Genomic DNA, 20,764 nt, shown 5'->3' on the forward strand with positions numbered 1-20,764 from the left:
ATGCAAACTAAAAAAGAAAGTGAACTTAGTAATAAATTAGATGGCTATCTTAAGAGGGGCAAATTTGAGCAGGGGCAGCGTACATTTTATGCTGATTCTAATCAATATTATATCCACCAAAATACTAACAACATTATGAGTAATCAGCAGCTAATATTATTGGCTGCAAAAGATTTAGGTACAGGATTAGATGAAACAAATAAGAACCTCAACGAATTAAAAAAAGCACAATTTCCAGCCAATAAACAAAACCCAGACTGCCTAATTCCTTACAATGCAAAAAAAAATCAAATTAGTAAAATGAAAATAACATCCCTTGTTGCTGAATTGCAATATCATTTAGACTTATCATCTTCCCCGGGCACCAATTCTGAATTAGCTCCTTTTAAAGAAGGGAAATCTAGCAAAGTAAAACGAAAAAAAAGCGATGCTTTAGAGGTGTTTAATCGCTTTATTGCTCTTGATAATAATGAACATGCTTTAGTCGCTATTAGCATGAATCAAGGTGTCAGAGATTGCCTTTGTCAATTAGCGGTACATAAAAAAATTGCAATTGAAAATAGAAAACGTTGTATCAATTTATTATTGGCCTATGAAAATAGATCATCTTCTGAAACTTACTCAGCCCATTTAGCCATGTATCAATTAGATAAGATCGAAGAAATGCTGATTTCCCAGCAAGAATCAGCCAAAGAAAGGGAAAAGAAACTACTAGAAAGAATAAGCGAACTTGAAAAACAACAAGAAATAGATAGGCAAAAAACAGAAGAAATGAGAGAAAATTTTTCACAGGTGCTTTCCATACTTAAAGACATGCAGCAACATCAAAAATTGCTCGTCAACGAAGCTATTCCTTCGCAATCTCCTACTACATTAACGAGAGAATTATCTCATTCAAGAAATAGATTATTTATTTCTAGTAAAGAAGCTAATAAGCCCGCCAACTCTCATGATTTAGCGGATCAGGATTATTATAGACTCAATCATTCCGGTACTCCCTTATAAGGTGCGTCAAAGAAAATATTAAAAAAGGAAAGATTAAAGTTGTGGATTTTTTAACAAAATATCTTGCTTAAGGATAGATAGGTAGGCTAAGAAATTGAGCTTAGAATGTTATCCACTCTAAGCCCATAATATAGATTTTATTAAGCATGAATAGTTAAAGTAGCATATGGCCCTTGGTAGGAAAAGTGATTTGTTTCTATACTAACAATTCGTGGCCCTGTTGAAAAATTAGCCTGTATAATGTCAGAGGAATTAAAATATTGGCCAACTTCATAACCACCTTCAATAGCAAGCAACAATCCATTACCTATGGGATAGGCGAAGTCTAACCCAACTTTAGCCACAATGTTATTAATAACCCTGTCTTGTTTTGGCGAGCGATACGTAACACTTTGGCCTAAAGTTAAAAAGTTGCGTGAATCTATTTCACCTACAATAGCCGCATACTCAAAATTACCCACTAAGCCAAAATTTTCAGTAAGGGCGTAGCGGCCATCAACACCAAGGAGTGGGCCTGCACCATCAAATTTGCTAATTACATAGCCAGGTGCAGCAAAAGTTAATCGATGCTCAAAATCCAAATAACGAACGCCCACTTTAGGTCTAAAAGTATATCGTTTAAATACTTCGGCATAGCTCCTACCAAACACTAAATCAGCTTGATCTAATTTATAAGTCAAGTGCGCATCGCTAACAAAGGTGTCACCAGGCTCAAATTCGAGTGAAGTATCGGGAAAAAAGGCGCTACCAAAAGATATAGGCCCGTCTGAGGTGTCATTAATAGCGTGTGTATGATTATCTAGACGAAAATAACGCACCTCAATACTGTTGGCTGAATTAGGTAAGTCATAACCTAATTTAACAGCCCATTCCCATTCATAATCGGGATTAAAAGGTTTACTGCGTGAATAAACTCCACCTGGGGTAGAATATTGCCAGCTATCAGTAAACAAACCAAGTCCAGTTTCAGAGGGTTGAATATAATACCCCGTTCCTGAAGCATAAAAACCGCCTGGGCTTAGTAACGCACAAAGTGAGGTGCCAGGCGCGCAAGCACCAACTAGCGGCTCTTTCTCTATGGCCATTGCATTGCCGGAAATGAGAAGGCTTGCATAGATTGCAAGTGGGATAACTCTGTTCATTATTACGTTCCTTGTGAATAAATATCTACATAATAAAAAATATAATTTCTTATTATTTAAAAGCGGGATGGCTTTAGAGATTTGTTTTAAAACTAAACATATGATTATAAAACATAATACCTAAAGCGCTTTAACCATACCAAAATAAAATTGCTCATGCAACAGCTATTGCATTTAAATTTATTGTATAAATAAGGACTTATAAAAAAGTAATTTATATGAAGGAGTTTCATTATAAATCTTTGGCAGTAAAATCAAGTTTTTTAATAACTAGTTGCAGATAGGGATAGGGGAGTCATACTGACAAATGAAAGCTGAAAAATGCTAGAGAAATTAAGAAAAAGTGGTAACTTAATTTCTCTTTCAGTTTATTATTTAAGCATAATCAAAATGATAAGCAATAGAAGCCATGACTTCATTTAAGAGAAAATGCTTTGCTTTAAAGGGAGTGATCGTGTTAACACTACCCGTAATGATATTGCTGGAGACTCGTTTTGTGCGCAGCTCACCTGCATCAACAAAGCGATAGCCAAGCCCAATACTCAGACTGTCAGTAAAGAAGTAGTTAGCACCAACACCGGCATCCCAAGCAAAACTGGTTTCTGATTCACCAGGTATAAAGAGATCAAAATTCTGTTCCGTGTTATTAAATGTAATTTCTACATTTCTTAAATTTTTTATCTTATTATAAGCTACGCCGACGCCACCTTTGACATAAGGTACAAAGCCACCCCAATTTACAGTAGGCTTTAAAATCATATCAAACAAGAATGTTTGAATTTTAATACCCTGTGCTTCATAACGATCTTGAATAAAATAATTAGGATCTTCTGCATCTATACCGTAAGCAGCCTGTAAGTCATAATTATAGCCACTACGATAATCCCAGGTAAATTGAAATGCTAGGTTAGGGTTATATGCATAACCAGCAAATAAGCCACCAAAACCTGCAACTCCGAAGTCACGTGACCAATCACTGTTGTTTGGTGCCACGACTTTTAAAGTAGGTGCACCACTAAAAATAGGCTGAAAATGTGTATCTAAAGAAATAGAGCCACCACCTTCAACTCCGATATAAAACCTTGGCGCAGGAGCAGCAACATCTCCCATTGTACCAGCAACAGTGAATCCATTACTAAAACACAGGGCTGCTGCCATAATCGCTTTCAAAGTCATTCTATCCCTTCTCCTTTATAAAATAATTAAACGATATTAAGTCAACTCAGTATTTCATCATAAAATACTTTATTACATTCTATACTAATTAAAACCTGTTAAAAATCAAAAATATGTATAGGACTAAAGAGATAACATTGCCTAATATTTCTGAAAAGAGTATTGTTCTAACAGTTGCAGGGCATAATCTGAGAGATATTAAAAGTTAAAATCACTAATTTAGAAAATCTATATCAAAGTTATTTTATTAATAAAAATTAATCTTAAAGCTATTTTTATGAAACCTAATCACCTATTAAAAATCATTCTAGCCAGTGCCTCGCCAAGACGTTTACAAATATTGCAAGAGCACAGATTAACAGCAGTAGTTATGCCTGCCGGTATTGAAGAAATTCAGCAAAAAGATGAGGAAGCTAAAAAATACGTAACTCGACTTGCGAAAGAAAAAGCACAAGCTATTTTGCCGCGAATTGCAGCAGATACCGCAGATTTAATTCTAGCAGCAGACACTACTGTAGCTTATCAAAATCATATTCTAGAAAAACCGCTAGACGACGATGATGCCTATAGAATGTTAAGTATGCTAAGTGGCAAAGCTCATGAAGTGTATACCGGTTATGCTTTGGTTTTTCTACCAGAAGAATGGTGGTGGATTGATTGTGTGACAACAAAAATTACTTTTCACACCCTAACAGAGCAGCAAATAAAAAATTATATTGATTCAGGCGATCCCTTTGATAAAGCTGGGGGCTATGGTATTCAAAATGTATATAATACCTTTATTAAGGAAATAACAGGCTCGTATTACAATGTCATGGGTTTGCCCATTGAAGAAATTTTGCAATGTATTTCTCTTCATGACTTTAGCCAGAAAAGAAATTAAAACATTAGGTAGAGCATATTTTATGCTGTAAAGGGATTTCATGAGTAAATTTTTAAGTATTACTGGCTTGTTTATTATGGCGCAGATTTATCCTTGGCAAGCAGGCTTTTCCTCCTCCTTAACAATTATAGGCAAAAAGAAAAGCGCTATTTTAAATAAAAAGCAATTACAAAGTTTGCAATCAGAAGCCATTGAGATGGATTATAATCGAGCTTATCCTAATAAGAAAATGACTTATCAAAGTCTTAAACTATGTGACTTCTTACAACAATATCAAATAAATCCTACCAATATTTTAGAGTTTGTCGCAAAAGACCATTTCTCTGTTTTGATACCTGCTCATAAGGTCTTAACTTGTAAAAAGAATGAATCCATTGCTTATCTAGCTATTGAACCTGATAAAAAATGGCCTATTTTATTTAACCATACCAATACAACAGCCGGTCCATATGCTGTTATCTGGACTCATCCCGAACGTTCTTATATTTCGGATGAATATTGGGTATGGAGCGTTACTAAAATCATAGAACATCAGCGTATTAATGAATCTATGGTTATTTCTGCACCAACGAATATACCTCAAAAAATTAAAAAAAGAATTTTAAATGGGTATCATGTTTATGTGAGCCATTGCTCATCATGCCACACAATTAAATACATTGGGAAAGCCACAATAGGCCCTGATCTTATGTATCCTAAAAGTATTTTTGATTATTATCCTACTACAAAGCAGTTGAAACAATTTATCCGCAATCCAGAATCTGTCCGAAAAATTCCAAATGCTCGTATGAGCGGTTCTAGTTATGTAGGTTTAAAAGATGCCGATTTAGAAGATTTAATTCATTATTTTAAATTTATTATAAAAAAACCTATTAATTCTAAATTAAGATAAATATATTTTAAAAGTTTATTATAAGTTCTCGCGCTGGGTTAAACTGAAAATAAGAGCAATGTTTATTTGCTATCTAAGAATAACGCTTTATTTTCAACTAAAATAGATTTAAGCAAAATGAAAAGGAATTTATATGTTAATAAGGGCCAGGATTTTTTTTCTCTATTTTCTTGCTTTTTTTTCCTTATATCTACCAGGTGTAACTTATGCAGAGGGTAATTATATCTCTAAGTTTATTAATGAAAGTAACCAGGGGACAGAGAAATATACACTCGTTAAAACAAGAATGTGGCCAGAAACAGGATGTGTTATAGAAAGTGGAGCGCATATGGTCTTGCCCGGCGAGAGTACCCATCTAGTTATCGCCAAAAAACCAGGCTGTGATGAAGCTGGTATTGGCTATTCTTTATATAAAACCACCGACACGAAACAAGCACATTTACTAGGCTATGTTTCTCACCGCTTTCGCGATGGTACTTTTAGCCTACAAGTTTCAATTTTTTGTAAAAATAACCAGTGCTTATTTAGAGATCTAAATCCAGAGCAAAACCGAAATTAAACTAGATATTTTATCTGTCTTTAATATAGTATTTGCAAATTTTATTAATTAGGAATGGCGATATCTTACACAAAGTTTGAAAGCACAGATAGCGAAGAGCAGCAGTTATTGATGCTTGCTCAACAGGCAGTGTCTAGGAATTTAACACCATATGAAACTAGTCAGCGATTAAAAGGTATCGACAAAACCAGCCTGCAAAAATTTTTCTTATACTATACCCTCTTTAAAAAAGGAAACATTACCAACGAAAATTATGAACAAACAGTAGGAGAATTTAAAAGTAAATTTCATAACGAAGTGAGAGAAAAATACACATGCCCAGCCAATACCGACGCAACAGAGCTAGAGAAAGCAGAAATTTACTATAAAATATAACTCAGGCTATTAGCAATAATCCAAGATTATTGCTAATAATTTTGAATAAGAATTAGCGCGATTATTTTACTGTAGTGTGACCTGTATAGTCAGCTCAAACTGGCAAATGCCAAAGCGTGCGGCTTAATAATTGTTAATATATCCTCAGGTGTTCTAGTAATATAATCTGGCCTACTTCTTATAAGCGTAGCTTCGGAATTAAATCCCCAGGAAACAGCTATAGAATTTATGTTACATTTTCTAGCTGCATCGATGTCACGGGTCTCATCACCAACATAAAAGGTTTGTAATGGTTCCATTCTATGGGATTTTATGAGCTTTTTTAGAATATTTTTCTTACCAAAATAGCCGGATTCTGCGTAAATAAAATCAAATAGATGTGCAATTTTATGATGCTCAAGCCATAGGGCTACATTTTCTGAAGAATTTGAAGTCACTATTCCTAAGGAGCAATCTTGATGCAGTTCTTCCAGTACTTCTGGCATATTCATAAAAGTAGATAAGCTAGGTATTTCATTACGCAGGCATTCTCTTGCATGGCGTAAGACACTAGGAATCTTATAAAAAGGAATTTTTAAATATTTTATAATTTCCTTAGATGGTAACTCTCTTAATTGCTCTATTTCATGCTGATTTAATTTTCTGAGATTAAATTTCTCAGCTAAAGGCAGAAATTTTTGAACGGAAGCAAAAAAGCTGTCTGCCAAAGTACCATCAAAATCAAATATTACATTCAGTAGCTTATTTGTCATTTTACAAACCATAAAGTTGACTACTTGCAACGTCAATTCTTTGTTTTAATTAAGTAAAATTTAAGCAACAACTATTTTCCACAACCTACATGTTGCAATAATTTTCTGCATAGAAACGCCTGACTGACTGATGAATAGTCTTTTCGTTCTCAATTTTTACTATCAATTATTCCATAAAATCCAATAGATAGCACCCTGTCTTGTTCGAACAGGATAAAGAGGCCGGCTAAGATTATTTTCTGGCTGTAATAAACGGCGAAAGAGATCGTCAAAAAATTCTGGCGAATCGGTAAAAAAGTGATGTAAATTCCTAGTACGGTTAATTGGTGTTGCATCAACAACTGCAATCTCTTTTGTACCTTTGCTTTGCAAATTCAATAATTCGAGTGCCTCCTCGTATTCATATTCGCTGGTCCTAGCTTCAGGAGGTATCGAGACTTGGGCCTTTCGACCTAGAGGTCGGCTGTTATTTAACCAATAACTCATGAGTAACGCACGATCATTTGAACTGACATAGGCTGTCAAATGACGGGACAATGCCCTGATTTGTGCAGCAAATTTTTCATCAAAGGCTTGTGCAGACACATCAGGTGCTGACAGTACTACATGATCAAGCTTAGGCAGACCCTGAATCAAATCGGATTGGTTAGCTAACCAATCAAAGGAATCGCAAATTAGTTGGCAACCAAGGCTACTACCCATTAACCACACCTTACGTGCGCCTGTGCGACGAATGACGGAAGCGAGAACGCATCCCAAAGCTGGAGAAGATTGGTTTGCTATGCTTTGAGCTGTTCTATATCCTCTTAATCCGTCTCCCTGATTACCTGGCCAGTCGAATAATAAGACGGGTGTATTAATATCTAAAACATAGGCAGTATAAGCTGTTTTAAGTGCTGCTGATTGAAACCAATCCCTAAATCCCCAAACTATAATCAGCAGTGATTTTTGCGGTGAGGCAAGCACAGCTTGCTGCAATTTAGACGAAAATTTCTCCTCTGGAAGTTCCTCATGGGATAACCATTCCATATGTTTAGTCTCAAACCAGACTCGCGGCTTTATGGGTAAATAGGGTGAGATACGTACATCAAACCTACCAAAGCTGATAGTATTGCTGAGTTGGTTGCTGTGATCTTTGATTGCCTGCTCGTCATTAATACGATTAGTACTATAAAAAAATTGAAAATGCTGCGAATCGCCATCAGGAATACTGGGTAAACGAGTGGTGAACGCTGAGCGAGCCGGTATCGAACCAATACCGGTGAAATTGCGACCAAAGTAAATTGAGACAATGGCTACTGCAACCAGTAAGATAATGAAGAAGCTAACCAGCAACAAACGTTTATATAAAACTCTCATTGTTGTCCCTGTATTTTAAGCGACAAAATTTGTCGCCTCCATGTCACCCGTATCAGCTAAAAGTTACAAGCGCTGCGGTCAAATAATTCATAGTGGTTTCGCGGATAATGTCCCCATTATTTTTTATATGCTATCAAAATCATTCCCAAAAAAATACCGACTTAAAACCAGCCCTCCCGGCGCAAAATAAGCTATATTAAATTAAATAATCAAAAGGAATTGATATGGCAAATTTAAATCATGCTACCCATCTTTCTGAAGCAAAAACCTTAAAACATCATTGGGGATGGTACCTTAGTTTAGGCATACTTCTGCTACTCTTAGGATGTATTGGCTTAGGTATGGAAATCGCATTAACCATTGTTAGTATGTATTTTTTTGCAGCACTACTAATGATTTCAGGATTATCACATATTGCTGATGCACTTAGGTATATAAGATTGAAGGGTGCCTTTTGGAAAATTCTCATTTCTATATTTTATCTCATTACAGCCATTATTATCTTATATAATCCTTTGCTAGCCTCTACAATCTTTACTGCCTTACTGGCTTGGACGCTCATTATTATTGGCGTTACTCGTATTGTCATGTCTATATCATTACGGGATATGAAAGGTTGGGGTTGGATCTTATTGGCAGGATTAATTTCCTTAATTCTAGGTATTCTGATTTTATCGCATTGGCCAATGAGCGGCTTATGGGTAATTGGAGTATTTATCGCAATTGATATGATAGTCAGTGGTTGGACTTATATTTTCATGGCAATTGCGCTGCGCGCCTCTAAGCAAGACCAGCCTTCATGACCCGTTCGCCAAAAAGAGATGATAACAACCTTTGTATTGATTTAGCCCTACAAGGCGGTGGGGCGCATGGCGCTTTTACATGGGGTGTGTTAGATCGCTTATTAGAAGAAAAAAAATTAAGAATTGAGGGTATTTCGGGTACATCTGCTGGTGCTATAAATGCTGTCGTTCTTGCCGATGGCTTCACCAAAGGTGGTCGTTTAGGCGCTCGCAATGCGCTCGAATTATTTTGGCGGAATGTCTCTAAGGCCGCACGCTTTAGTCTCTTACAACGCAGTCCTCTTGATATTATGTTTGGACAATGGTCGCTTGATTACTCACCACTTTTCATTACGATGGACATCATGTCGAGATTATTTTCGCCCTATGATGTCGATCCATTTGGAGTTAATCCACTCTACCAGATTTTAGCAGAAGCGGTTGATTTTAAACTGTTATCAAGAAGTCCAATCAAATTATTCATTACAGCAACGAATGTTAGCACCGGCAGAGGAAAGGTGTTTCGCAATGACGAAATTACGCCTGACGTACTTCTTGCATCGGCCTGTTTGCCCACTATCTTTAAGGCTGTTGAAATCAATGGGGATTATTACTGGGATGGGGGGTATTCGGGAAATCCAACCATTACGCCTCTTGTACGAGAATGTGAATCGCAAGATACGATTTTAGTACAAATTAATCCGGTAACACGCCCAGGTTTGCCTCAGTCAGCAAGAGAGATCTTCAACCGCTTGAATGAAGTTTCATTTAACGCCGTATTACTTAAGGAACTTCGCATGATTGCTTTATTGCGACAATTAGCACATCCAAATAATTCCGAGGGTGCTAAGTGGGCTGGTATGAGGATACACCGAGTAAGTAGCGATATCATGCTTGAGCTCGGTTATTCCTCCAAGCTCAATGCCGAATGGGATTTTTTATTCATGCTAAGAAATGAAGGGCGTCGAGTTGCGGAAATTTTTCTCACAGAACATGCAAATGATCTTGGCCGACGCTCATCGCTTGACCTCGATGCATTACTTGATGGAGTTTAATTGGTGAGCACAAATCTTTTATAGGAACTAATTGAAAAGATTTCAACCTTTTTTATCTAATTTACTAATTTGCTCTGCTATTTCAGAATCATTAATATTACGAATAATTACCTGAGCCTTTGCGTTAATTTTTACTATTTCATAGTTCACGCCGCTTAGGGTTTTACTTAAACCTTGCAAAAATTTTGCAGGTGTTATGTTGCTCGATTTTTCAATTGTTTCTAGAGGTATCACTGCATCGATATGATGTTGACCGTCTTTACGAAAATGAGCTGAAACCTCGGGGCCTATGAGGGATTTTAAAATCTCAGAAGTCGAGATATCAAGGTTTGACGATTCATAATTGTAGCAATTGGTACTTAAGCTTTCCCAAAACTTAGTATGTAAGCCTTGATCAGAAACTCTAAAAATATTAACTCCTAAAGGAAAATAGCTCGCATATCCTTTTTTTTCATACGACCTAACCAACTCTTTATAGGCTAGCGTTGCTTTATCCGGGTCATAAATATGAAGCCAAAGGTATTGTTCAGCATTTTTATCATTGGCTGCAATCATTTGTTGAAATATACAATGACCGAAACCCAAAACGACTACGACACTGCCATCATTTTCATCGACTTCTTTTAAGGTATTATTAGTTAGTGTTTCTTCCCTCCTTATAGAATTTAGACTAGCCTCTTTAAGTTGTTCAGAGATAGGTAAATCTATCCCTCCTATCTTAAACCCTTGCTCTTTCATTGTTTGTAGTAAGTCAAATTTTGCAGCGATACTCCTTAATTGTTCAACTTCGCGTGTATGTTTAGGATGACTAGGATGCATTTGATCTACTTTATTGATTTGTATGTTAAGCGCCCTACGTGTCATCGCAATACTTTGTGTTAAAGACACCCCTGGCTCGATTCCATCTATGCAAATAGTCGTATATCCTGCTTTTTTGAGACGAGGCAACTGTTCAATAAGAAAATCGCTGGTTGCGCGATCAGCATGACTCTCATATAACACAATAGGAGGAAGCGTATATTTATGCTTAGCCATAAAATCCTCACTTAAAGTACATGCTTTTAAGTATAGTTCTCTATCGCTAAGGTATTACCTTACTGTTTATATTATTGTCATTTTTAGATGGCAGCGTATGATATCAAAAAATCAAAGCCATACACTTAATAGGAAAAATTATGAGGCTATTTAATGAATTTACTAAACATGCGCAGGAATTTCCGGCACAGTTTAAGCCCTTACTACTACGACTTTCAGTAATGGAGGGGATTGCAGCATCTAAATTTATTCATAATAGACCAATCTATGATCAAGACCGCGAACTGCTTGTCTTAGAAAACATAAAAATAAAATGTTCTAAACGTGGATTTAGCCAACCTAAAATTAATCTTGTGCAAGAATTTTTCAAAAATAACATGACGCTTGCCAAACTTGTACAAGAAGCATTTGTTAATGAGTGTAACAATAAATCAAAGACACAAGTTCTAAATGAGGCTATTATCTCTATAAGCAAAATCACTGAACAAGCAGTAAGTAAAGAAACATTGCTTTCATCGATGAGAATATTCATAGATGGGCTAACCGAAAAACTAATCCAAAATATAGAGTTTTTAGCTGATGATAATGCTTATGATTTGTTAAAACAGATAATCATTAATTGTTTTACTCAAATCGATACAATGCAGCTTACAGAAGTAGTAGAAAATTTCAAAACCTGCATGAAACAATATCAACAAACGAATTCTTGCGACAGTCAAATAAATTTTTCTACCAATAGAGATTTATTTTTCTATACTAAATTAGCTTTAAATAGTTTCCAGCAAGAAGAAAAGCAAATAATCAGTAATGAGCCTTTACAAGATCCAAGCCAGCAAAATAATAGACAATTTTTGCAATAAAGAATTTGTGGCAAAAAACATGCAAATAAAACAACTAAAAAGTCGAAGGGGAAAGTGATTAGAAGATTTTACTTATTTTGTATGCTGATAATCATTTTTCAAATGCCGCATGCTTCTTCTGATATTGCTCCGCAATCGCACAGCATTGAAAAAATGATGAGCTTTACTAACATCCCCAAGATGGCTACTAGTAGAGTTACTCAATCTAGCCTTCCTAGCCCTTATAATTATCTCCTAACTCAACCATTAATGACGAAAGGGTTAGAAAAATATTATCAACGCACACCTATTATTCAGACAATTTATGCCAAAAAAAATAAACATGACAATACTTATTATCGAGCCATTATCATGTTAGTGGATAGTAACAAGACTAGAAATAATCCAGAGCTTGCACAAAAGAAAAAAGAAGCAGCGGTGATAGAATTAGCTTTTATTAGAATGAATTTTAATGAGCTACCAAAAAAAGTAATTGCAGATGTTCTGAATACAAATATTCCTTTTGGTAAATTACTATTGAATAATCATATAAAAACTTTCTCCACCGATCGCAGTTACTTTTCTATTAAATGCAATGAGGCATTTTCCTCATTAATGCGTTGTAAATTAAATAGTCAATTATATGGCCGCACCAATAGTCTTATTAGAATGGATAATAATCGCTTAATTGCTCATGTGGTGGAAATATTGCCATAAGAATTATATTTTTATAACAATCTTCATTGTGCACATAGCAAATACCGTCATATATGAATGCCTATTTTGTAGCCAGATTAAGCAACATTGAATTGAAGAGGTTTATGGCCAAAAAATAAGGCAATTAGCTAGTTTTCCCAAGTACTACACAGAGTTATCCCCAGAAATTGTGAATAATTATTAAAAATAACAGGTAAAAATCAGAGGCATTAGCAGCCTTGCACATTTATAGATATACTTACTCTTACACTCAATCAAACGCAGTCAAGGAATATTTATGCTGACATCTGAAGAATCAAAAAAATTATGGGATTTAGTTGAGCCATTAGAAACAGCCATGTTAGTGACTTATGAGCAAGGTGTGATGCAAGCTCGTCCTATGCATTTAGTGCAAAAAAAATTTGAGGGCACTTTTTATTTTTTTACTGAGAATCCTACGGAAAAAACTGAAGAAATAAATCAGCATCAAGATGTATGTTTAGCATTTAGCTGCCCTAAAGCGCAAACTTACGTTTCTATTTCGGGGAAAGCTTCTTTATTTAGAGATCAAGAATTAATAGACCAACTCTGGAATCCTTTTGTAGCAGCTTGGTTTCCACAGGGAAAAGACGACGCCTCAGTAACCTTACTAAAAATAGAGTCTTATCAAGCAGAATATTGGCAAGGCAAAGACAGTAGAGTCACACAACTATTTAAATATGCCAGCGCTTATTTATCTGGCAAACGCCCAAACATTGGTGAACATGGTCGCCTTTAATATTTATATCGCTAAATATCTTTTAACCCATAGATTGGTTAGTAGTCTAACCAATCTATTCAAAGTGATAATTACATTTCATGGCACAAGTTAGATGTTCTGGTAGATAAGCACGTTAGCCAACCGCAAATGCTAGTGGGTAGACTTTGTTGAAAAAACTCTCTAATCCAGTTGAATCTTACTACTTCCAGGTAATTTAGTTACCGCATCATCACCTAATAATAGGGACGGTGTTGTGTACCCAGATTTCACGTTGTTGTTAAGAATGAACTCCACTGTCATTAGACTGCCTGTCACTGTCAATGCATAACCATTCGCTGTTTTAAGGCGTGCAGACTTGCATATTCCACTGGCATTTTTCACTTCACCCCATACCCAAGTTGATTGTTTTCTTTGTTCAGCATCAGGGCCATTGCGATAAGCCGCTTTTTTCTTAAGCCAATTTTGTACAAAATTAAAACGAAAAAACCAACGTATAAAGTTTATACTTTTTATTATAAAGATTTGCCTTTTACTAGCCGGAATATAAACTTCAATATTTGGAATACGAGTTGAATAATAGGCCGTGCTAATGTCTCCCCAAGGAATGGTCATAGCCAATTTCTCACCATTGCCAAAATTAATAGACCGAGTCTTATAGGCAAGGGGTACGTCTATTAATTGACCATTTCTCCTAATTCTACCTCCTTTAGCTAAGCCTTCTATGGCTGTTTTAGTTGTGCCTGGAGAAAGGTGCGATTTCGAATCAAAGCCTAAAGTCAATTGAATAGCGTCAGGTAAAACTTGCTTAAGCATATGAGCAATACAGTCCGTTGGTATAACGTCAAATCCTACACCAGGGCATAACAAAATATTAGCTTCTTTGGCTTTATTATCACATGTTTGTGCGTATTCAAAGATATCAATTTCACCAGTAATATCTAGATAATGAGTATGATTATTCAAGCATGCTTGGATTAGTGATTTGCTAGTCTTTGAAAAAGGCCCAGCACAGTTTAAAAGCAGAGTTATATTAGAAAGGTGCTGCGTAATTTCTTCTATATCGTTTAACCCAAAGATACGGTAGCTTAATTCAAGCTCATCGGCTAGCTTTTTAACCAAGGCTTCATTGCGCCCAGCTAAAATAGGATGCATGCCTCTAGCCCTTGCCTCTCTAGCAATTAACGCGCCCGAATAACCATTGGCGCCATAGATTATCCATTCCATAAATTTAATCTATCCTTAGTTTGCTTATTTCTATTCTTAGATTGTAAGAGAAAACCGGGTGTTTACCAAAATAATAGCGTTGCAGCTAAGGTCATCCATTTCCACCGCTAATGATTAATAAAGCCATTAAAATCACTTATAAAAGTGACTAGATAAGGTTGTAACTTGCTTAAAATTAGATTTTAAAGATAATTTAGTATGAATAAGAGCAATCTTATGGAATAATTATTAACCAATTACAGCAATATTTATCTATTTATATGAAAATAAAGGCAGTTTTATTATTATCTATTTTCTTTCCCGTTGCTTTATTTGCCAGTACGACCACTTGTCCTTTATTAAATGGAATCAATGTACACACTGCAACGCGAATTCTAAATATTTGTAAACGTGGTACGGTAATTAAGACGTTTAAAATAGCTCTCGGATACAAGGGTGTCGGTAAAAGGCAAGCCGGTGATAATAAAACGCCAATTGGTTTATATGGATTAGCTTATCCAAGAAAATCCACGCAATTTAAAATCTTTATTCCAATTCTCTATCCAACTTCAAGGCAATTAGCTGCCGGTTATACAGGTAGAGATGTAGGGATCCATGGGCCAACTCAGTCACCTAGTCTGCTTAGTTGGTTAAACAATTTACCAAGCTCAACGCGTGGATGCATTGCTGTTGGCAAAAATAACTACATAGAATATGTGGCTAATTGGGTGAAAGCTAATCCAGGCACTAAGGTTTTAATTATTTAAATTACGAAGTCTATACCTCATATTTAGTTAAGCCTTTCTTAACTACCCTTAAACACAAGTAATACTACTAACTAAGTATTTATGCGTATACTATTTGCTCAATTTAGCTATTAAACTATTTATAGTAAACGGAACAAATAGGTAAGTAGATGAAAAAATTAAATCGAATATTTATAGTAGGACAGCCTGCGGCCGGCAAAGCTTATTTTGGCAAGCATTTAGCTGAACGTCTTGGCTATCAATTCATTGATGCTGATATGGGGCTTGAGCATAGAATAGGACTTTCAATTAATGAAATATTAGGCCAAGCTGGACTTAAGCAGTATGAGCATACACAAGAGATAATTTTTTCCTCCTTATCAAAACAATCTGGTGTTGTAGTGGGGCTTGATTGCTATATTGGAAATACACTAAAGATACGGGACTATCTAAAGGGCGCTTGTGTTATATTCCTAAAAGTGACTCTCGAAACACAAGTCAGGCGAGCTGGAAGTCGACATGAGCCACTTACAAGTGAGCATAATTTTGAAGATATGCTTAAGGCTTTGCATAATGAGCGCAACGACTATTATCATCAAATAAGTGATGTTGTCTTGTCAGCTGATGAGGGAAACGTTAATAAACATATTGATGACATCTTAGCTTACCTGAAACAGAATGATTTTACTCTAGTTAAGCCAGCAGAACTCACCGATAAAGAGCTCGTTTATTTTAAGTACAAGACAGATATTCCTGTTCGTATTTCTAAACAGCAAGCTATTAGTCTTAGATATTTATCTATGGGAAAAACAGCAAAAGAAATAGCTGGCGAGATGGATATATCTTACCGCACGGTTGAGGTCTACATCGCTCAGCTTAAAGAGAAACTTGAATGCGATTCCAATAAAGATCTAATTAATATCTACTTATCCAAACATTAATTCTTGTTAGCGATCACTAAATTATCTTACTCAAAAAGAGTCAAAACAAGTACCCAAACAGGAATTTATGTAGTTAAAAAATTATTAATTATATTTGTATGAAATAGTATTGCATGTGGTTCCTTTGCATTTAATCCAATTGATTCTACTGCTATGCCTAAGCGTTAAGACATTGCTTTAATTAATATAATATATATAAAATATTAATTTGCCTGAACCGGTTAAAACCGCCCTTTTCCTAATGATAAAAAACCTAGAATCAATTATTCGTTTTGCTACGTTAGAGGACATAAAAGCTATTGCTGAAATCCATATTTTATCTTGGCAAGCCACCTATAAAGATTATATTCCAATTGACATCATACAATCCCTGTCATTAGCAGACAGAGCCAAACAATGGCAATCATTAATCGAACAGGATGTGAAAGTTCTCGTTATTGAAGTAGAGCAAAAAATGGTTGGCTTTGTTAGTTTGTGCAGGTTTCTTGATATTTTTCCTAGTACATTAAACGGCGAAATAAGCGCTATTTATTTACACCCAAGCTATTGGCGATTGGGATTAGGTACTAAGTTATGCTGTGCTGCTTTCTCAGAGCTTGCAAAAATGAATTATCAGTTTGTCTATGTTTGGGTTCTTTCTGACAATAGACAAGCGCGTCAATTTTATGAAGCAGTTGGATTTGAAAATACACACAGAACAAAGCTAGAAGAACTCTATGAAAACGGAGCCTTGTTAAAAGAAGTTCTTTATAAGAAAAAAATATAAGTGATAGTAAATTTACAACCTAGCTCTTTTGACCAGATACTTCATGAAGAATTTACGTGCTTAGAAAAAACCTACACGCAGCTAAGCGGCTTTCTTTAAATTTCACTTAATTTATAAGCTAAAAAGCTCCGGCAGAACAAACTGCCAGAGCTTTTTAAACTTTGCTAACTAGACTTACTTATTGGCTGCTTTCTTTTCTTTCTCTTTAGCAATCACTGCCTCAGCTACACTGCTTGGACAAGGAGCATAGTGTGAGAACTCCATTGAAAATTGGCCACGACCAGACGTAAGGGTACGTAAAGTACTGATGTAGCCAAACATTTCTGCAAGAGGAACATCGGCCTTGACACGTACACCAGTAGCACTGGGTTCTTGCCCCGAAATCATACCCCGACGACGGTTTAAGTCACCAATTACATCACCTACATGTTCTTCTGTACTGTAGACATCAACTTTCATAATAGGTTCTAACAGTTGCGGAGCCGCTTTTGGTATTGATTGACGAAAAGCGCCTTTTGCCGCAATTTCAAAAGCAATTGCCGAAGAATCAACAGGATGGTAAGCACCATCTGTTAAGTTAACTGCAACATCCAATACAGGGAAACCTGCCAAGGTTCCACTGTCCATCATCGAACGAAATCCTTTCTCAATTGCTGGGAAGAATTCTTTGGGAACATTACCACCTACCACAGATGACTTAAATGTAAATCCACTGTTTGGCTCACCTGGCTCAATCGTATAGTCAATCTTACCATATTGGCCAGAACCACCTGATTGCTTCTTATGGGTATAGCTGTCTTGAATAGTTTTGGTAATGGTTTCTCGGTAAGCTACTTGTGGTTGGCCTACTATTAATTCAACATCGTAAGTACGCTTTAAAATATCCACTTTAATATCAAGATGTAGTTCACCCATACCACGAAGAATAGTTTCACCTGAATCTGGATCTGTTTCCACTCTAAAGGTTGGATCTTCTGCAACCATTTTACCAATAGCAATACCCATTTTTTCAGTTGAGCCTTTATCTTTTGGCGCAACAGCAATAGAGATAACTGGCTCAGGAAAAACCATCGCCTCAAGCGTACACGCCTCATCAGGGCTACAAAGAGTATGGCCAGTTCGAACGTTTTTCATGCCTACAATAGCGATAATGTCGCCTGCTTCAGCACTTTGCAACTCATTACGCTCATTCGCCTGCATCTCAACCATACGGCCGACACGCTCAGTCTTACCGGTAAAACTGTTAAGAATAGTGTCACCTTTATTAAGCTTTCCTGAGTAGATACGCACGAAGGTTAAAGCGCCGAAACGATCTTCCATGATTTTAAAAGCCAAAGCGCGAAATGGCTCATCTGGGGAGACGATAGCGAACTGACCATTTGGCTCACCTTCAGCATTTGTCAAAGGCTGAGGATTTACCTCATGTGGAGCAGGCAAATAGTCAACCACAGCGTCTAATAATAGTTGCATCCCTTTATTTTTAAAGGCTGAACCGCAATAAGTTGGAAAAAAGGCTAACTCAAGCGTACCTTTACGAATGCAGCGTTTAATCTCTTCTATTGAAGGCTCCTCACCTTCTAGATAAGCCATCAGTAACTCATCATCCATCTCAAGTGCCGCTTCAATAAGCTGAGTTCGGTACATTTCAACGTCGTCAGCCATATTAGCTGGCACATCTTGAATGACATAATTTTCAGGTTGGCCAGTCTCATCCCATACGTAAGCTTTACGGGTTAATAAATCGACAACACCTACGAAGTCATCTTCCATACCGATTGGTAAAGTCATGATTAATGGGTTAGCGCCCAATACCTTTTTAATTTGCTCAGTAACCTTCAAAAAATCTGCACCAACTCGGTCAAGCTTGTTTACAAAAATTAAGCGGGATACTTTTGAATTGTTCGCATAACGCCAGTTGGTTTCTGACTGAGGCTCAACGCCGCCAGAACCACAAAATACACCGATGCCACCATCGAGTACTTTTAGTGAGCGGTATACCTCTACCGTGAAATCAACGTGGCCTGGGGTATCAATTACGTTGAAACGAGTACCTTTCCAGAAGCAACTTACTGCTGCTGATTGAATAGTAATACCACGTTCCGCTTCTTGCTCCATGAAATCGGTTGTCGATTCACCTTCATGAACTTCTCCCATTTTATGGATTCTACCGGTAAGCTTAAGAATACGTTCAGTAGTAGTAGTCTTTCCGGCATCTACGTGAGCGAAGATACCAATGTTTCTGTAGAGGTTTAAGTCAGTCATAGTACTCTTATAAAATAGATCAAAAAATAGTCGCATATTATACAGCATAATATCTAAATTTGCAGCAGAGCTAGGCTGCAATGTTAAATAAAATGGATTAAGCATTTTATTTTCTTCTTAAGACTTCATAATTTTTGATAAACCTACTGATAATGCGATCTATAATTTAGCCCTACTAAGCAGTTAAAGTCAGTTTTAGTGAAACAGAGTCATGCGTGCCTTTATTTACACCGGTTATAATATTCTGCGCTGTTCTGATATGAATGGCTTCTTTCTTGAAAAAGGCGTGGCCATAACTGCAATCTAGGGTGAGGTTTTTCATCAATTTATACCCTATCGAAGAGCCTATAACCAAGCTATCACCAGTACTTATTTGGGTCTTTCCAGTGGAAGGTGACTGATTATAGGTTCCTGCTATTCTGACTGTCCATTTAGTTGAAACATTATAAATAGTACCCAGTGTCACAAGCCAACTGTTATGAAAGTTATAATTTATATGTGCTTTGGGATTAATAAATACTTCAGAGCCAGATTGCGTTGCAAAATTATAAATATAAGCTTTTTTAAAAATATCCCATTGGAGATATTGAATGGTTCCTATGAAGCCAACTTTTTCATTTAAGAAATGGCTAAGTGATAATACGTTTCTAGCAGGTGTCCAGTATTTAAAATGATAATTATGCGAAGAAACGACTTGCGGATAAGTAATTGTACTTGTGCCATGTAACTGGTAAGTAATAGCGCTGCGATAATTAAAACCTAATACTGTTTTTTTAGCTAGTTTAATTAAAATCCCTAAATCACCGCCTAAACTCTTGCCTTTGCTTTTGTTCAAGCTACGGCTTTCAGGAATATTTAAACGGGTTAAACCTGAAATAGGCTCCTGAATGAAGCGAGCATAAGACAAATTAAGGTTTCCACCGACAGAAAGGAAGTCATTTATCTTAATACCAAGCGCTGGGACGAAATCCACATCATCTGTTTGATTACGAGCCTGAACATAGCGAAGAATTGAGTGCCCATCCAAGTCACGATTAAAATCATTAGCAACGATAGCGAAACCGCTAGCAATTTTATCATTTATAGGGGTGCTGATATACATGGAGGGTAAATAAAAATTTGATTTTGTGGTAGTTACTCCAGGCTCGCTAGCCTCAGACAGTAGTTTTTGTGCGCTTCCTGTAAATTGAGACTGTGACCTTGCCAATGTACCTAAAAGAATAAGTTGCGGATTAGGTATAATAGTTAATGCAGCCGGGTTAAAAAAAGTGGCTGTGGCATCCTTAACTACAGCTGTTCCAAGTGTTTGCTCAATAAAAGAAGCATGCAATGGCTTGTATAAACATAGCAAGCCTATGGTCACATAATATTTAAAATGGATTGGCCGTGCCATGAACTCCCAGATAGATTAATTATTATTCTCTAGCCAAATAAGACAGTAATTCTAACCTTTTTTCAACACGATTAGCTATGAATCGCCCGCAAGATCTTTGCAAATACAAGAATGATATGTTCGGGATAATTTTGTATAGCTCG

At 36.4% G+C, this 20,764-nt stretch carries 21 protein-coding genes; 13 read left to right on the forward strand and 8 right to left on the reverse strand.

Translation table 11 applies throughout. The features are described from left to right. A partial coding sequence (locus DYE47_RS16125) for a hypothetical protein (RefSeq protein ID WP_115304238.1) occupies nt 1-1,005 on the forward strand: 1,005 nt, incomplete at its 5' end. A 140-nt stretch (nt 1,006-1,145) separates the two neighbouring features. On the opposite strand, the gene DYE47_RS14890 is transcribed toward DYE47_RS16125, so the two are convergent. Together DYE47_RS14890 and DYE47_RS14895 are read right to left on the reverse strand one after the other, a co-directional pair. After that, the gene (locus DYE47_RS14890) at nt 1,146-2,147 is read right to left on the reverse strand and encodes an Lpg1974 family pore-forming outer membrane protein (protein ID WP_115304239.1); all 1,002 of its coding nucleotides are present in this window, start codon (nt 2,145-2,147) and stop codon (nt 1,146-1,148) included. Nucleotides 2,148-2,522: 375 nt separating this feature from the next. Continuing rightward, nucleotides 2,523-3,323 carry an outer membrane protein gene (locus DYE47_RS14895; protein WP_115304240.1) on the reverse strand — a complete coding sequence of 267 codons (801 nt, stop codon included), beginning with the start codon at nt 3,321-3,323 and terminating at the stop codon, nt 2,523-2,525. A 277-nt stretch (nt 3,324-3,600) separates the two neighbouring features. On the opposite strand from DYE47_RS14895, the gene DYE47_RS14900 reads away from it, so the two are divergent. From DYE47_RS14900 to DYE47_RS14915, 4 genes are all read left to right on the forward strand, one after another. Then, entirely contained in the window at nt 3,601-4,206 is a 606-nt protein-coding gene (locus DYE47_RS14900; protein WP_115304241.1) for a nucleoside triphosphate pyrophosphatase, read from the forward strand. Nucleotides 4,207-4,246: 40 nt separating this feature from the next. After that, a complete protein-coding gene (locus DYE47_RS14905; protein ID WP_115304242.1) occupies nt 4,247-5,098 on the forward strand; it encodes a c-type cytochrome in 852 nt (283 codons plus the stop codon). A 133-nt stretch (nt 5,099-5,231) separates the two neighbouring features. After that, a complete protein-coding gene (locus DYE47_RS14910) occupies nt 5,232-5,657 on the forward strand; it encodes a hypothetical protein (RefSeq protein WP_115304243.1) in 426 nt (141 codons plus the stop codon). A 54-nt stretch (nt 5,658-5,711) separates the two neighbouring features. After that, nucleotides 5,712-6,032, forward strand: coding sequence for a hypothetical protein (locus tag DYE47_RS14915; protein ID WP_131750114.1), 321 nt, complete (start codon nt 5,712-5,714; stop codon nt 6,030-6,032). 89 nt (nt 6,033-6,121) lie between these two features. Here DYE47_RS14915 and DYE47_RS14920 read toward each other — a convergent pair whose 3' ends face one another. Continuing rightward, nucleotides 6,122-6,784, reverse strand: a complete 663-nt coding sequence (locus tag DYE47_RS14920; protein WP_160149919.1) for an HAD-IA family hydrolase — start codon at nt 6,782-6,784, stop codon at nt 6,122-6,124. A gap of 162 nt (nt 6,785-6,946) precedes the next feature. Beyond that, entirely contained in the window at nt 6,947-8,143 is a 1,197-nt protein-coding gene (locus tag DYE47_RS14925) for an alpha/beta hydrolase (protein WP_115304246.1), read from the reverse strand. A gap of 224 nt (nt 8,144-8,367) precedes the next feature. On the opposite strand from DYE47_RS14925, the gene DYE47_RS14930 reads away from it, so the two are divergent. Both DYE47_RS14930 and DYE47_RS14935 read left to right on the forward strand, forming a co-directional pair. Continuing rightward, a complete protein-coding gene (locus tag DYE47_RS14930; RefSeq protein WP_115304247.1) occupies nt 8,368-8,946 on the forward strand; it encodes an HdeD family acid-resistance protein in 579 nt (192 codons plus the stop codon). Continuing rightward, on the forward strand, nt 8,943-9,980 hold the full coding sequence (locus DYE47_RS14935) for a patatin-like phospholipase family protein (protein ID WP_115304248.1): 1,038 nt from the start codon (nt 8,943-8,945) through the stop codon (nt 9,978-9,980). Before DYE47_RS14930 ends, DYE47_RS14935 begins: the two co-directional genes overlap by 4 nt. Nucleotides 9,981-10,022: 42 nt before the next feature. Here the strand turns inward: DYE47_RS14935 and DYE47_RS14940 are convergent, their stop codons facing one another. Then, complete coding sequence (locus tag DYE47_RS14940; RefSeq protein WP_115304249.1) at nt 10,023-11,015, reverse strand: TraB/GumN family protein; 993 nt, start codon at nt 11,013-11,015, stop codon at nt 10,023-10,025. A gap of 140 nt (nt 11,016-11,155) precedes the next feature. Between DYE47_RS14940 and DYE47_RS14945 the strand changes: the two genes are divergently transcribed. The 3 genes from DYE47_RS14945 (at nt 11,156) to DYE47_RS14955 (ending at nt 13,328) form a co-directional block, all read left to right on the forward strand. Further along, nucleotides 11,156-11,875 (forward strand): chorismate mutase, encoded by a 720-nt coding sequence (locus DYE47_RS14945; protein ID WP_115304250.1) that lies wholly within the window; start codon nt 11,156-11,158, stop codon nt 11,873-11,875. A gap of 54 nt (nt 11,876-11,929) precedes the next feature. Beyond that, complete coding sequence (locus tag DYE47_RS14950) at nt 11,930-12,571, forward strand: hypothetical protein (RefSeq protein ID WP_174224136.1); 642 nt, start codon at nt 11,930-11,932, stop codon at nt 12,569-12,571. A gap of 277 nt (nt 12,572-12,848) precedes the next feature. After that, nucleotides 12,849-13,328, forward strand: a complete 480-nt coding sequence (locus DYE47_RS14955) for a pyridoxamine 5'-phosphate oxidase family protein (protein ID WP_115304252.1) — start codon at nt 12,849-12,851, stop codon at nt 13,326-13,328. A 162-nt stretch (nt 13,329-13,490) separates the two neighbouring features. Here the strand turns inward: DYE47_RS14955 and DYE47_RS14960 are convergent, their stop codons facing one another. Continuing rightward, nucleotides 13,491-14,534, reverse strand: a complete 1,044-nt coding sequence (locus DYE47_RS14960; protein WP_115304253.1) for a saccharopine dehydrogenase family protein — start codon at nt 14,532-14,534, stop codon at nt 13,491-13,493. 260 nt (nt 14,535-14,794) lie between these two features. On the opposite strand from DYE47_RS14960, the gene DYE47_RS14965 reads away from it, so the two are divergent. From DYE47_RS14965 to DYE47_RS14975, 3 genes are all read left to right on the forward strand, one after another. Further along, nucleotides 14,795-15,280 carry a L,D-transpeptidase family protein gene (locus DYE47_RS14965; RefSeq protein WP_115304254.1) on the forward strand — a complete coding sequence of 162 codons (486 nt, stop codon included), beginning with the start codon at nt 14,795-14,797 and terminating at the stop codon, nt 15,278-15,280. 149 nt (nt 15,281-15,429) lie between these two features. Then, nucleotides 15,430-16,200, forward strand: coding sequence for a shikimate kinase (locus DYE47_RS14970; RefSeq protein ID WP_115304255.1), 771 nt, complete (start codon nt 15,430-15,432; stop codon nt 16,198-16,200). A gap of 241 nt (nt 16,201-16,441) precedes the next feature. After that, on the forward strand, nt 16,442-16,966 hold the full coding sequence (locus DYE47_RS14975) for a GNAT family N-acetyltransferase (protein WP_115304256.1): 525 nt from the start codon (nt 16,442-16,444) through the stop codon (nt 16,964-16,966). A 174-nt stretch (nt 16,967-17,140) separates the two neighbouring features. Here the strand turns inward: DYE47_RS14975 and fusA are convergent, their stop codons facing one another. Both fusA and DYE47_RS14985 read right to left on the reverse strand, forming a co-directional pair. Further along, nucleotides 17,141-19,228, reverse strand: a complete 2,088-nt coding sequence (fusA, locus tag DYE47_RS14980; protein WP_115304291.1) for an elongation factor G — start codon at nt 19,226-19,228, stop codon at nt 17,141-17,143. A 175-nt stretch (nt 19,229-19,403) separates the two neighbouring features. Beyond that, entirely contained in the window at nt 19,404-20,621 is a 1,218-nt protein-coding gene (locus DYE47_RS14985) for an OmpP1/FadL family transporter (protein ID WP_115304257.1), read from the reverse strand. Between the last annotated feature and the right edge of the window lie 143 nt (nt 20,622-20,764).

The organism is Legionella beliardensis, assembly GCF_900452395.1.
Taxonomy (GTDB): Bacteria; Pseudomonadota; Gammaproteobacteria; order Legionellales; family Legionellaceae; genus Legionella_C; species Legionella_C beliardensis.